The sequence below is a fragment of the Nocardia sp. NPDC019395 genome (assembly GCF_040632335.1).
Lineage (GTDB): Bacteria > Actinomycetota > Actinomycetes > Mycobacteriales > Mycobacteriaceae > Nocardia.
In genome coordinates this window covers 21,963-34,419 of sequence record NZ_JBEYBT010000018.1, presented here as the reverse complement: position 1 = coordinate 34,419, position 12,457 = coordinate 21,963, and the positions used below count along the sequence as shown (strand labels likewise).

General features: G+C 66.0%; 15 protein-coding genes. 5 read left to right on the top strand and 10 right to left on the bottom strand.

Annotation, left to right across the window (positions count from 1 at the left end; genetic code table 11):
* Positions 1-114 precede the first annotated feature (114 nt).
* Positions 115-477, top strand: coding sequence for a hypothetical protein (locus ABZ827_RS26760; protein ID WP_357242156.1), 363 nt, complete (start codon positions 115-117; stop codon positions 475-477).
* A gap of 46 nt (positions 478-523) precedes the next feature.
* Entirely contained in the window at positions 524-1,234 is a 711-nt protein-coding gene (locus ABZ827_RS26755) for an HNH endonuclease family protein (protein WP_357242301.1), read from the top strand.
* Positions 1,235-1,243: 9 nt separating this feature from the next.
* Here the strand turns inward: ABZ827_RS26755 and ABZ827_RS26750 are convergent, their stop codons facing one another.
* The 4 genes from ABZ827_RS26750 to pdhA all read right to left on the bottom strand — a co-directional run bounded on the left by ABZ827_RS26750 (position 1,244) and on the right by pdhA (position 5,742).
* Positions 1,244-2,059, bottom strand: coding sequence for a sulfurtransferase (locus ABZ827_RS26750; RefSeq protein WP_357242153.1), 816 nt, complete (start codon positions 2,057-2,059; stop codon positions 1,244-1,246).
* A 102-nt stretch (positions 2,060-2,161) separates the two neighbouring features.
* Entirely contained in the window at positions 2,162-3,604 is a 1,443-nt protein-coding gene (locus ABZ827_RS26745; RefSeq protein ID WP_357242150.1) for a dihydrolipoamide acetyltransferase family protein, read from the bottom strand.
* A gap of 39 nt (positions 3,605-3,643) precedes the next feature.
* Complete coding sequence (locus ABZ827_RS26740) at positions 3,644-4,618, bottom strand: alpha-ketoacid dehydrogenase subunit beta (protein WP_357242147.1); 975 nt, start codon at positions 4,616-4,618, stop codon at positions 3,644-3,646.
* Entirely contained in the window at positions 4,615-5,742 is a 1,128-nt protein-coding gene (gene pdhA / locus ABZ827_RS26735; RefSeq protein WP_357242144.1) for a pyruvate dehydrogenase (acetyl-transferring) E1 component subunit alpha, read from the bottom strand. Before pdhA ends, ABZ827_RS26740 begins: the two co-directional genes overlap by 4 nt.
* Before the next feature lie 144 nt (positions 5,743-5,886).
* On the opposite strand from pdhA, the gene ABZ827_RS26730 reads away from it, so the two are divergent.
* Together ABZ827_RS26730 and ABZ827_RS26725 are read left to right on the top strand one after the other, a co-directional pair.
* Complete coding sequence (locus ABZ827_RS26730; protein ID WP_357242141.1) at positions 5,887-6,381, top strand: Lrp/AsnC family transcriptional regulator; 495 nt, start codon at positions 5,887-5,889, stop codon at positions 6,379-6,381.
* An 84-nt stretch (positions 6,382-6,465) separates the two neighbouring features.
* Positions 6,466-7,305 (top strand): SDR family oxidoreductase, encoded by an 840-nt coding sequence (locus ABZ827_RS26725; protein ID WP_357242138.1) that lies wholly within the window; start codon positions 6,466-6,468, stop codon positions 7,303-7,305.
* 259 nt (positions 7,306-7,564) lie between these two features.
* On the opposite strand, the gene ABZ827_RS26720 is transcribed toward ABZ827_RS26725, so the two are convergent.
* The 5 genes from ABZ827_RS26720 to ABZ827_RS26700 all read right to left on the bottom strand — a co-directional run bounded on the left by ABZ827_RS26720 (position 7,565) and on the right by ABZ827_RS26700 (position 10,743).
* Positions 7,565-8,185, bottom strand: a complete 621-nt coding sequence (locus ABZ827_RS26720; protein WP_357242135.1) for a Uma2 family endonuclease — start codon at positions 8,183-8,185, stop codon at positions 7,565-7,567.
* A gap of 211 nt (positions 8,186-8,396) precedes the next feature.
* On the bottom strand, positions 8,397-8,828 hold the full coding sequence (locus ABZ827_RS26715; protein WP_357242133.1) for a thioesterase family protein: 432 nt from the start codon (positions 8,826-8,828) through the stop codon (positions 8,397-8,399).
* Between the two features lie 89 nt (positions 8,829-8,917).
* Positions 8,918-9,808, bottom strand: a complete 891-nt coding sequence (locus ABZ827_RS26710) for a hypothetical protein (RefSeq protein ID WP_357242130.1) — start codon at positions 9,806-9,808, stop codon at positions 8,918-8,920.
* Positions 9,805-10,143, bottom strand: coding sequence for a type VII secretion target (locus tag ABZ827_RS26705; RefSeq protein WP_357242127.1), 339 nt, complete (start codon positions 10,141-10,143; stop codon positions 9,805-9,807). The genes ABZ827_RS26710 and ABZ827_RS26705 overlap by 4 nt, the downstream gene beginning before the upstream one ends.
* A gap of 300 nt (positions 10,144-10,443) precedes the next feature.
* A complete protein-coding gene (locus ABZ827_RS26700; RefSeq protein WP_357242124.1) occupies positions 10,444-10,743 on the bottom strand; it encodes a YbaB/EbfC family nucleoid-associated protein in 300 nt (99 codons plus the stop codon).
* Between the two features lie 201 nt (positions 10,744-10,944).
* Between ABZ827_RS26700 and ABZ827_RS26695 the strand changes: the two genes are divergently transcribed.
* Positions 10,945-11,397, top strand: a complete 453-nt coding sequence (locus tag ABZ827_RS26695) for a hypothetical protein (RefSeq protein ID WP_357242121.1) — start codon at positions 10,945-10,947, stop codon at positions 11,395-11,397.
* A 90-nt stretch (positions 11,398-11,487) separates the two neighbouring features.
* On the opposite strand, the gene ABZ827_RS26690 is transcribed toward ABZ827_RS26695, so the two are convergent.
* A complete protein-coding gene (locus tag ABZ827_RS26690; protein WP_357242118.1) occupies positions 11,488-12,438 on the bottom strand; it encodes an AraC family transcriptional regulator in 951 nt (316 codons plus the stop codon).
* Positions 12,439-12,457 lie beyond the last annotated feature (19 nt).

The window sequence follows — 12,457 nt, the reverse complement described above, 5'->3', positions numbered from 1 at the left end:
GGGCGAATTGCGCTGCCACCACCGGCGGCCCCGCGTCCCAGGTGGCGCATACCGGCCCGGGCACAGCGGTCCCACAGTACACAGCGGCGTCATCGAACAGCGGAGGGCAGCAGTATGACGATTCTGCTCCAGGTTCTCGAGCAGAGCTACACGCCGACCACACCCTGGGAACGGCGCAAATTCACCTTCGTGGATGCCGGCAAGATCGTCGGTATGCGGCTGGACGGACAGTGCGGTGTGTGGCTGGATCTGTCCCGGCCCGGTGAATCCCAGCGCCTCGCGCGAACCGACCGGCCCGAGGACGCCATCGCGTTTCTCCTCACGACATTCGCCAAGATCGCCGAATGTACCGACAGCGGCGGTTCCTGGGTGATCGGTCACGACGGGGTACGTATCGAGTCGCTGGCCGCCACCCGTTTCCCACCGCGCGGCAGCGGTGTCGACAACGACGATCTCCTGGCCCGCGCCTGGCTGTGATATCCGGCGATAGCTGTCGGTGCGGTCCGGTATACCGGTAATCGTGATGACACGGGGGAAGATTCACGCGGTTTCCGCACTCCTCACCGCCTGCGTTCTGCTGGCCCCGGCCGGCGGCTGCGCGCTGGTCGACAGATATCGGCCCGCACCGGGCAGTCCCGGGCGGGCCCAGCTCGAACAGCTGCTGGCCGCGGTGCGGGTGGTGCCCGAACGCCCGCATACGCGCGGATACGAGCGGGACTGCGGGGCCGGGCAGGGCTGCGTATTCGGGCCCGCCTGGTCCGACGATCACGACGGTCCGGGCGGTCACGACGGTTGCGATACCCGCAACAATGTGCTGGCCCGGCAGCTCACCGGCGTCGGATACCGGCCCGGAACCGGCGGCTGTGTGGTGCAGTCGGGCACCCTCGCCGATCCGTATACCGGCAGCCGGATCGTCTTCAGCAGGCAGAACGCCCAGCAGATGCCCGTGGACCATATCTATCCACTCGCCGCCGCCTGGGATATGGGGGCGGCGGCCTGGCCGCCGGCGCAGCGTATCCGCTTCGCCAACGATATCGATTACAACCTGCAGGCCACCGATCGCGCGACGAATACCGCCAAAAGCGACAGCACACCCGCCGAATGGCTACCGCCGTCCCGGCCGGGCCATTGCTATTACGCGGGGAAATACCTCACCGTCGCGGTGCGCTACCGGCTACCGGTCACCGGCGCCGATCACGCGGCGCTACGAGATATCGCGGCGCGCTGTGGCTGAATCCCGCGATCAGGCGCCGGTGGCCACCGGGCGTTTCGTATCGTGCGCCCACTGCGACCACGAACCCGGATACAGCGCCGCCTCCACACCGACCACCGCGAGAGCCGCGATCGCATGGGCGGCCGTCACCCCCGACCCGCAATACACCGCGACCTGTCCCCCGCCCAGTTCACCGTATCGCCGGCGCAGCAGTTCGGCGGGCAGGAAACATCCGTCCTCGTCGAGGTTCTCGCTGGTCGGAGCATTTATCGCACCCGGGATATGCCCGGCGCGGGGATCCACCGGTTCGTGTTCGCCGCGGAAACGCTCGGCGGCCCGGGCATCCAGCAGCACACCGTTCCAGCGGGCGGCGGCATCGGAGTCGATCACCGGCAGCCGGCCGGGTTCGAGGTCGATATCGCCGGGTTCGGGATCCGGTTCCACGCCGGTCGCCAGTTCACCACCGCCGCGCACCCAGGCGGGAAGCCCGCCGTCCAGGATGCGCACATCGGTGATTCCGGCCCAGCGCAGCAGCCACCAGGCCCGCGCCGCCGACATACCACCGAGAGCGTCGTAGACGACGACCGGATCGCCCGCGCACAACCCCCAGCTGCGGGCACATTTCTGCAGCTGCTCGGGGTCGGGCAGCGGGTGGCGGCCCAGCGCCGGAGAAGGTAACGCGGCGAGTTCGGTATCGAGGTCGACGAATACCGCCCCCGGGATATGGCCGCTCTGATATTGCTGCGGGCCCTCCGGATCACCGAGTTGCCAGCGGACATCCAGCAGCCGCATATTCTTTTCCGTCGATTCCCGGAGCTCTTCAGCCGAGATCAGTACCGCGTTCAACGCAGCTCCTCGTCCAAGATTCTGGAACAGATTTCGTCACCGTACGCGGCGTAGCAGGCGACGTCCACGCCGACCCGGGAAATTCGCCGGGTCGTGACCGGCTCAGATCCGGGCGAGCAGGGTCAGCGGATCCTCCAGCAATCCGGCCACCGCGGCCAGGAACCGGGCCGCCAGTTCACCGTCGATCATGCGATGGTCGAAACTCAGCGTCAGCGTGACCACAGAGCGAACGGCCAGTTCACCGCGAAAGACCCACGGCCGCTCCGTAACAGCTCCCACGCACAGAATCGCCGCCTCACCCGGGTTCACCAGCGGTGTTCCCGAGTCGACCCCGAAAACACCGACGTTCGAGATGGTGAACGTCCCACCCCGTAGGTCGGGCAGGTTCGCCCGGCCGTCGCGGGCCGTCTGCGCCAGCCAGCCGATCTCCCGGCACAATTCGCGCAGGCTCAATGTCTGCGCGTCCTTGATGTTGGGCACCAGCAGACCGCGGGCGGTGGCGACCGCGATACCCAGGTTGACGTAGTACCGGGTGATGATCTCCGAATTCGCCTCGTCCCAGAAGGTGTTGATGCCCGGGTATTCGGACAGGGCGGCGAGGACCGATTTCGCGACCAGTGCCAGCGGGGTCGGGGTGAGCCCCTCGAATGTCTTGGTGGCGCGCAGATGTTCCAGCAGTTCCAGCGAGGACGTGATATCGACAGTGCTGGATGTGGACGCCTGTGGAATGGTGCGGGCGCTGGCCAGCATGGCCGCCGCGGTCCGCTTCCGGATCCCGGAGATCGGCGTCCGCTCCTCGCGGGCCGCCCCGCCGGCCCGCTGCCCGCCCGGCACGGGCTCCTCGGTGCCGCGATCGCGCGCATCGGGTTCCGATACCGGGACAGCACCGCGGACATCCGCGACGGTAACTGCCCCCTCCGGCCCCGAACCGGCCACGTACCAGAGGTCTATCCCCAACTCCCGCGCCAATTTTCGCGCACCAGGGGTAGCGGCGACCCGGCCGCCGCCGGGACCCGGTTCGGCCGGCGTGATACCGCCGGACTCCCGCTGCGCACCGGAACCCTCGGTGCCCGGGCCGGCCGCGCCCGCGCCGATGACCCCGTCCTCGTATTCCACCGCGGCAGCGGTTCGCTCGTCCCCGGTATCGGGACGCTCACCCGACGGTTCCCCGGCTCCGAGCAGGCGACCACCCCGGCGGCGCCGCGACGGTCGATCCTCCCCCGTCGGCCCGTACCCGACCAGTACCGCGCCGTGACCGTTACCGTCCGGCCCCGGCGCGGCGGTGCGGATCCGCAGCAGGGGCGCGCCGACCTCGACGGTCGCGCCCGGCTCGGCGAGCAATTCCACCACCGTTCCGGCGAACGGGGACGGCAGGGCGACCACCGCCTTCGCGGTTTCCACCTCGGCGATGGTCTGGTTCAGTTCGACCCGGTCGCCGACGGCGACGGTCCAGTTCTGCAGTTCGGCATCGGTGAGTCCCTCGCCGAGGTCCGGTAGCCGGAACTCCAGGATCTCACCGGATTCGGCAGTTGGGGCGTCGTCCACGATGGGCACCTCCGGCTGGCGTCTGGGTGGCAGAGCACCTCAGGCGGCAAGCGTTCGATCGACCGCCGCCAGGATGCGGTCCGGGTCGGGCAGATGATGCTTCTCGAGCTTAGCCGGAGGGTAGGGAATATCGAACCCACCGACCCGGAGAACCGGGGCTTCGAGGTGGTAGAAACAGCGCTCGGTGATCCGGGCCGCGATTTCCGCGCCGATCCCACCGGTAACCGGTGCCTCGTGCACCACCACCAGCCGGCCGGTCCGGCCCACCGATTCGGCGATGGTGTCGATATCCAGCGGCGCCAGACTGCGCAGATCGATAACCTCGAGCGAAATATCTTCCTCGGCCGCGATTTTCGCCGCGGACAAGGCGGTCGCGACGGTTCCTCCGTAGGCGACGACAGTGGCATCGGAACCCGTGACGCACACCCGGGCCCGGTCCAGCGGTAGCGGTTCCGGGGCCGCCGGGTCGAATTCGGCCTTGTCCCAATAGCGGCGTTTGGGTTCGAAGAAAATGACCGGATCGTCGAGCGCGATCGCCTGCCGGAGCATCGTGTACGCGTCGGCCGGGTTACTCGGCGAAACAACCCGCAGACCCGCGGTATGCGCGAAGTACGCTTCCGGCGATTCGGAGTGATGCTCCACCGAACCGATCCCACCGCCGAACGGGATCCGGATCGTGAGCGGGGCACGCACCTTTCCCCGCGTCCGGTAATGGATCTTGGCCACTTGCGAAACGATCTGGTCGAAGGCCGGGTAGACGAATCCGTCGAACTGGATCTCACATACCGGCCGGTACCCGCGCAGCGCCATACCGAATGCCGTGCCCACGATGCCGGATTCGGCCAGCGGCGTATCGATGACGCGGCGGTCGCCGAAATCCTTCTGCAGCGTATCGGTCACCCGGAATACACCACCCAGCCTGCCGATATCCTCGCCCATCAGCACCACCTTGGGGTCGTCCTCCAGGGCGTTGCGCAACCCGGCATTGAGCGCCGCGGCGAATGTGGTGATCATGAGCGCACTCCTTCCTCGCGCGGGATGGGCGCGATATCACCGGTATCGGCCGGATCCGCGGCCAGGTAGTCGGCGTAGTCCCGGCGCTGGGCGTCGATGACCGAGTGCGGGGTCGCGTAGACGTGTTCGAACAGCTCCAGCGGGTCGGGATCGGGCATGGCGAGGGTGGCCGACCGCACCCGGTGCGCCACCTCGTCCGCGCGCTCGTCCACTCGCCGCTGCGCGTCCGCGTCGAACAGATCCTCGCGTTCCAGCAGCCGGCGCATCCGGAGGATCGGGTCGCGGCGCGCCCATTCCTCGGTTTCCGCCGAGGTGCGGTAGCGGGTGGGGTCGTCGGCGGTGGTGTGCGGGCCCATCCGGTAGGTGATGGCCTCGATGAACGACGGCCCCCCGCCACCGCGGGCACGTCCGGCCGCGCGGCGGGTAACAGCGAGGACGGCCAGCACATCGTTCCCGTCCACCCGGCATGCCGGGATCCCGTGCCCCACCGCACGCTGCGCGATCGGGGTCGCGCTCTGCAGTTGCACCGGTTCGCTGATCGCCCAGTGGTTGTTCTGGCAGAAGAACACCACGGGAGCGCTCCAGGTCGAGGCGAAGGTCAAGGCCTCGGCGATATCGCCCTGGCTGGTCGCACCGTCACCGAAGTAGGCGATGGTGGCGATCTCGGCGCCGTCGAGATGGGCGGCGTAGGCGTATCCGGTGGCGTGCAGACCTTGCGCACCGACCACGATCGCCGGATTGGTGATGTTGAACTCGTCGGGGTCCCACGACGAATGCGCCACCCCGCGCCACATCGCGGTGAGCGCCCCCGGGTCGACCCCACGGCAATAGGCGACAGCTGTTTCGCGGTAGCTGGTGAACACGTAGTCGTCGGGTCGCAGGGCGTGCGCCGAACCGATCTGGGCGGCTTCCTGCCCCTGCAGCGGCGCCCACAACCCGAGCTGCCCCTGCCTTGCCAACGCCACCGCCTCGGCGTCGATACGCCGGCTGACCACCAGATCTTCGTAGAGTTGCCACAGTTCGTCCGGTCCGATATCGGCGACCAGGGCCTGATATTCGGGGTTGTGCACTCGTGCACCGTCGGGCTGGATCAACTGAACCGGATACTCGGTTGTGCCGGGCATCGGCCTCGCCTCCTCACGCGGGTCACGCGCTGATGTGGCCTATAACACAAAGCATCCACGCTTATGCGAGCTGCGCAAGTCTCGATCCGGCAACTGATCACAATGCACAGTTATAGGGGCTTTCGAGCTGTCATACTGCGCTATATGACCAGCCGAGAAGCCGCCGAGCCGGTATTGGACGCCACGGACGCGCGGCTCCTCCTGGAGCTGACCGCCAACCCCCGGGCTTCGGGAGTGGAACTGGCCGCCCGGCTCGGACTCTCTCGCAATACCGTGCAGGCACGGCTCGCGCGCTGGGAAGCCGCGGGAGTGCTCGGCAGCTTCGAACTCCGGGTGCGGCCACGCGCGCTCGGCTACCGACTCTCCGCGTTCGTGGCGGTGGTGGTGGACCAGCACCGTCTCGACGCGGTGGTCGACGAACTGGCCGAGATTCCGGAGGTCACCGAGGTCTGCGGGATGACCGGCCCCACCGACCTCACAGTCCGGGTGGTCGCCCGCGACGCCGACGACCTCTACCGGATCACCGGACAGATTCTGCGAGTACCCGGCGTGGTCCGGACGAATATGGCCCTGGTGATGCAGGAACTGGTGGGTCCACGGACAGCACCGCTGCTCGAACGGCTGGCCGAGCCCGACTGACAGCAATACACGAACAACCTGCAATTTTCGCCATATTAAGCGACATAAATAGCCTTGTGTCGCATCAAGGGATAGGGTGCCGATATGGAGCTTTCAGGCGCAGTAACGGATACGTTCGCGGGGCGGACGGCCATCGTCACCGGCGGCGGATCGGGTATCGGCGCGGCACTCGCCCGCCGCTTGGCCGATAACGGCGCGCAGGTCGTCGTGGCCGACCTCGTCTCCGCGGCGGCCGCGAAGGTGGCCGGCGAAATCGGTGCCGCCGCGGTATCGGCCGCCGGCGACGCCGGAGATGCCGAGGTGATCCAGCAGTTGATCGATACGGCCGAATCGTCCTTCGGCCCCGTCGACCTGTACTTCGCGAATGCGGGTATCGGTGGCGGTGCGGGTCTGGACAGCACCGACGCTCAGTGGTCGGCCGGGCTCGAGATCAACACCATGGCGCATATCCGCGCCGCCCGCCTACTGGTCCCGGGCTGGCTGGAACGCGGCACCGGCTACTTCGTGAGCACCGCCTCGGCGGCCGGGCTGCTCACCCAACTGGGCTCCGCACCGTATTCGGTCTCCAAGCACGCCGCCGTGGGTTTCGCGGAATGGCTGTCGATCACCTACGGCGACAAGGGAATAGGAGTCAGCTGTGTCTGCCCGATGGGCGTGGATACCGCACTGCTGAGGGAGGGGATGATCCCGGAGAACAACGCCGAGGCAGGGCGCCTGGCGATCAACGCGGTGAAATCCGCCGGTGCGGTACTGAGCCCCGAGGAGGTCGCCGATACCGTCCTGGCCGGCGTCGCGGCCCGGCAGTTTCTTATCCTGCCGCATCCGGAAGTCCTGCAGATGTACCAGAACAAGGGCTCGGACTACGACCGCTGGATCCGCGGTATGCGCCGCTTCCAGACGGCCCTCGAAAACCCCGACGCCTGACGCCTGGGCTTTTGTTATGTGCTACCGGGCGCCCAGTCGATGCCATTTCATTCCGCTAAACATACTAACGAGACACCAAATTAGCATGTTTAGTGGATTGTCTTGGTAGGTTCGCGGGTTGGCCTGGCCCCATCGGCAACCGAAACCCGAGGCGAACACGACCCGGCTACTGCTCGGGGTTCCGGCGGCCCGTGCTCCAGCCGGCCTGGTCTTCAGCCAGGGAAGATACGCCTGAGTACGACGCGGTGAGACGCTGGGGTCAGAGAACCAGTTCCGACAACCGAGTCCAGTCCAGTTCGACTCGCACCGGCACCTCGATGAGGGAAGCGGCATCCGGCGCGATACTGCGGTGCAGCCGGTATTCGCCCGAGGCATGATCCAGGACGTGCACATCGATCGCGTCGACTCGGTTGTCCCTGATCCACACGAGCCAATACCACGGGATTCCGGCTGCTGCGTACTCGGCCTTCTTCTCGGTGGTGTCGACCTTCTCGGTGCCCGGTGAGACGACTTCGACCGCGAGCTTGACCAACCCCGCCGGCAGTGGGCGCATATCGTCCGGCGCGCAGTCGAAAAGGGCGATATCGGGACACCGAATAGTGGCTCGTGGAAAGTCCCAGAGCAAGACGTCGAAGTCGGTATCGACGTCGAGGCAGCCGCCGAATCTGCTGGTATGTTCACGTGCCGCGGACTCGATCATATCGGCCAGCCGGCGGGCGGCCTTCTGATGTGCGCGTCGAGGAGACTCGGCACGGACGATATCGCCGTTGACCACTTCGACCTGACGGCAGTAGTCCTCCGGAAGTTTGCGCCAGATCTCGACTGTAACCGGCTCGGGCTGCAAGTTGTCGGAGGTAGCCCAGTCGAAGATGGCTGACATGCCTCGATGGTAGCCGCAACTGCTGGTCCGGGCGTCGGTCACGACTCCTGTGGTCGAAGCCGGAGTCGTGCCACCGCGCCGCGCGGATCCGTTGCGACCGCGGCGCGAGGCGCGCTCGACCAGCGCGCCACTGATCAGCTGGTCGCCGCTACGTGAAGTGGCCCGGCAGGCGGACTCACTGCGCGAATCCGTCCTGTGACGGCAGCAGCTACTACTCGGTGTCGCCGGTAACCAGCGTCTGGGCGGCCGTGCGGATGGCCTCGGGAATCTCCACCGGTTTGCGGGTCGTCTCATCCACGTAGACGTGCACGAACTTACCGGTCGCGGCCAGCTCCAGATCCTCGCCTGCTTCCCGGAAGATCGCCAGATCGTAGGTGATGCTGGACCGTCCGAGCCGGGCGATCCGCAGCCCTACCCGAAGCTGGTCGGGGAAACTCAGCGAGGCGTGAAAACGGCAGGAGGTCTCCGCGACGATCCCGATCGCGGGAAGCTCACGGATATCGGTGCCGGTCGCATCGATCAGCCACGCGTTCACCGCGGTATCGAAGTACGCGTAGTAGGTCACGTTGTTCACGTGCCCGTAGTGGTCGTTATCGGCCCACCGGGTGGGCACCGGCCAGAGCACCGGATACTGCTGAGTCACCCGGCCGACGATACCGGGTAGGTCGATCGGCAGTGCCGTGGAGACGTCGCGGCATCCGGCCGGCCAGGGCCACCACGGCTGCGAACCGGCTACGTTGTTGCAGGCTGTGTGCCCTCTTGGCTGAGGGAGCCCACCCAGGAGGTGATCGTGGGCATCAGGGCTGTGAGGGCCTTGGCGAGCGGCTCCCGATATGTATCGAAGCTATAGATTATGTCCTCGAGCTTCTTCAGGTAGGTCATCGTATCCAGACTGCTCTTTGCGAGCTTCGCCAGGAACGAGGCGATGACATGCCCCGCGGCAGCGCCTGCGGTGACCGCCAGTTCTATCGTGTATCCGATCGCCGCGCCGAGCAGAGAGGCGATGATATCGCGCACCAGATCTCGGACGATCGCAACGACTTTCGCCGCCAGCTCCATACTCTTACTGAGCGAAGCGGCCGCGGCCGCAGCCGTGTCGATCGCGGTGAGAATGTCTTTGGCATGGTTGCGGTACGCATCGCCCGCACTACCGGACCATGTGCCGATGTCCTTCTCGATCGTGCCGGGCCAAGTGTTCTTCACGGTGGACAGTTCATCCGAAATCTTCTGCCACGACTTCGAATACCCATCCACGATCGTGGGATTTCCGGACAGCTGCTCGTAGGCCTGCTTGAGCGGCTCGATATGCTCCAGCATCCATTTGGCGACCTGGGTTCCGGCGAATGCGAACGGATCCTTGATCGCATCGGCAACACTCACGGATAGACCTACCGCACCGAAGAGCGCCTCGACATTGTCGCCGGCACGCAGGTTTCCGTAGACATCCCACGCGTCGCCCGCGAAGGTTCCTTTGAGGACGCCCAGACCGCCGGTCTTCTGATCTCCTTCGAGTCCCACATTGGACAGCCAGGAGACATCCTCTTGGAAGTAGGTGTTGGAATAGTGGGAATTCTGGTCGATGAGCGAATTCTCGGGCAGTGCGGCGTCGTCGAATTCGCTCATTCGGTTTCTCCGATCGTCGCCTGCAGTCCCTGCAAGGTCGTCGACAACGACCCGTCTGTGTCTTCGAAGGACGTCGCCGTCGCTTTCAGCTTCTCCGATACCTGGGCGGCGCGTTCAGCGACTGCGCGGATCACCTCGATAGTCGACCGATGGTTGTCATCCAAGAACCAAGTGATCAGTGGCCGTGGCCAGGCACCGTATCCGTCGTCTGCCGCGCCGAGATAGTTCGCGGCTTCCAAGCATTTGTCCAGGCTCCCCATGAGCGCCTCGACGTTGTTCGCGTGATTTCGCACTTCATCGGGATCGACCGACACGGCGTCGGGATCGGTGGTCATCGATTTACACCAGCCACGATTTCCGCCGGTAGTACTCATCCTCTTCGTCGGGTTCATCCGGAGTGACAACCCGATCGCGATCGTATTTGCGTGGCCGCGGCTCCGGGGGCGATCCCGCCGAACCCCATACCGGCGGGGCCGCAGGATCCTGGTGGCGAGGCGGAGTGGTAACGGGAGGCGGAAAACGGTCGGCCTGCGGCAGGCCGAGATCCTGTGCCGTCGTCGTCGCAGTCGCCTCCGGCTCCGGGAAGCGCTGGTTGAACCCCTCGACGAGCGCGGCTCCGGCCGGGTCCTCGCCGACTACATCCTGGACCAGTCCGGCAACACCCGGCCGAAGTTTTCCTTGTGCCCGCCGCATACAAGACAGGATCTCGCCGACAGCGCACGCGAATCCATCTCCCGTGCACTCGGCGCGAGATCGATCGCCGTCGGAATCCCGCTGCTGTCCACAGTGACGCTGACTCGACCGCCGGCCCCCGACTCGGTCGCCGTCAGAGAGGTCATCCGCTCCTGCAACTCGGCGAACCGCTCGCTTCTCCGCTCCGCGTCCGCGGCCATCTGCGCGAACCCCTCTATGGCACGGTCCAGATCGGCTGTCATCGACACCCCCTAGCAGAACTTCTCAGGTCGCTCGATCTTTCGGCAAATGAAGTCGAGCGCGCATCACCCCGGATCCTATCCAGGGCAGCAGAACCGGTCAATTCCGGTGAGACAGGCCATCTCCCGTAGTAGCAGGGCGGACGAGTGGTCCTGGTGTAGTGGCGATGTGCTCGATTGCGGAAGGTGTGTCATGATCGACCGATGAGATCGGGGGATGCCTTCGGCCTGACGAATTCGCCGAATTTTTTGCCGGAATATCATGGGGCCGACGGTGATACACGGTATCCGTCATCACGGGAACTACGCGCCTTCGGTGCCTCGTCGATCAATTTTGTCCTGCAATCCTGCTCCTTCGTCGCGGCGCTGGTTGCAGTGTTCGGTCTGATGCTGGAGACGAAGTTTTCACCGCCGGTGGCGGCACTCCTTGCTTTCCTGGCATTGCTCATACCCATTGTCTTCTTCGTCGGAAACAGGATTCTTCTGCCGAAACTGGTGCATGCGAGTATCGGGGAGTCGATCTTCGGACTGGTGGAAATTCGCAGTAGCGACGGCGCGTGGCCCAGTTGGCGCGATCTTTTTTTCAGACTTGGGAGCCGCGGGGATGGAGTACCTGATCTCGTTTCCGTGCGGCGCTGCGACGCCCATCGCAATTGAACCTGCGAACCTGTGGTCTGCGGCGCGCGCTGGGTTCCCGGGTCCTCGGTGACCAGTGTCCGGGCAGCGCTACGGATGACCTCGGGGACATCAACTGGCCGAAGAGACCGCAGCCGCGCTGCCGGCCCGGTGTTCCCGCGGGCTGACTCCGAAGTGCCGCTTGAAAGCGGTGCTCAAGGCGAACGCGCTGCCGTAGCCGACCTGGCGGGCGATGGCCTCCACCGTGTCCTCGGTGCCCTGTAGCAGGTCGGCGGCCAGGTCGAGCCGCCATTCGGTGAGGAATGACATGGGTGGTTCTCCGACCAGTTCGGTGAACCGGCGGGCCAGCGCCGCCCGCGACGCACCGACCTCCTGTGCCAGCGCGGCCACGGTCCAGGCGTGGGCGGGGTTGTGCTGCAACAACCGCAGTGCCTTGCCGACCAGGGGGTCACCGTAGGCGTGATACCAGGGTGGGGCCGCGGCGCCGGAGAACCAGGTGCGCAGGGTCGCGATGAGCAGCAGGTCCAGCAGCCGGTCCAGCACCACGCCCTGGGCGGGGAGTTCTTTGACGGTTTCGTCCGTCAGCAGGTCCAGCAGCCGATCATCGGACCGGCCTGGCGGCACCACCAGCATCGGTGGCAGAGCGCGCAGTAATCGCCGGCTGACCGCACCCGCGTATTCGTAGGATCCGGTGACCACAACCGTTTCCCCGTCCGGGTCATTACCCCACTGCCGCACACCCAGACTCATCGTCTCGCAGAGCACTTCACCGTCCAGGGTTGTGGTGACCTGCCCCGGGTTGATGAGGATCTGCGGTTCGGTCGCGGGATCATCTGCGACGATATAGGGCTCCGGACCCCGCAACACCGCGATATCGCCGGCCGCGATCCGGCGCTGCTCGCCGTCGGTGGTGAGCACCCACGCCGACCCCCGGACCACTGCCACGAGCGTCAACGGCGATTCGTCTTGGATACGCAGGGACCACGGTGGGCTGAGCACCGAACGCAATACGAAGGCACCCCGCGCCCGCGGGCCCTCCAGCAGTGCCGCCAATGCATCCACCCCGTCAACCCTAATCGGC

Excerpts from the sequence above, each read along its gene's own strand:
- ABZ827_RS26760 (WP_357242156.1), top strand. The coding sequence starts at position 115 with ATGACGATTCTGCTCCAGGTTCTCGAGCAGAGCTACACGCCGACCACA.
- ABZ827_RS26730 (WP_357242141.1), top strand. The coding sequence starts at position 5,887 with ATGACCAGCCGAGAAGCCGCCGAGCCGGTATTGGACGCCACGGACGCG.
- ABZ827_RS26725 (WP_357242138.1), top strand. The coding sequence starts at position 6,466 with ATGGAGCTTTCAGGCGCAGTAACGGATACGTTCGCGGGGCGGACGGCC.
- pdhA (WP_357242144.1), bottom strand. The coding sequence starts at position 5,742 with ATGCCCGGCACAACCGAGTATCCGGTTCAGTTGATCCAGCCCGACGGT.
- ABZ827_RS26705 (WP_357242127.1), bottom strand. The coding sequence starts at position 10,143 with ATGACCACCGATCCCGACGCCGTGTCGGTCGATCCCGATGAAGTGCGA.
- ABZ827_RS26695 (WP_357242121.1), top strand. The coding sequence starts at position 10,945 with ATGAGATCGGGGGATGCCTTCGGCCTGACGAATTCGCCGAATTTTTTG.
- ABZ827_RS26710 (WP_357242130.1), bottom strand. The coding sequence starts at position 9,808 with ATGAGCGAATTCGACGACGCCGCACTGCCCGAGAATTCGCTCATCGAC.
- ABZ827_RS26755 (WP_357242301.1), top strand. The coding sequence starts at position 524 with ATGACACGGGGGAAGATTCACGCGGTTTCCGCACTCCTCACCGCCTGC.
- ABZ827_RS26740 (WP_357242147.1), bottom strand. The coding sequence starts at position 4,618 with ATGATCACCACATTCGCCGCGGCGCTCAATGCCGGGTTGCGCAACGCC.
- ABZ827_RS26720 (WP_357242135.1), bottom strand. The coding sequence starts at position 8,185 with ATGTCAGCCATCTTCGACTGGGCTACCTCCGACAACTTGCAGCCCGAG.
- ABZ827_RS26700 (WP_357242124.1), bottom strand. The coding sequence starts at position 10,743 with ATGACAGCCGATCTGGACCGTGCCATAGAGGGGTTCGCGCAGATGGCC.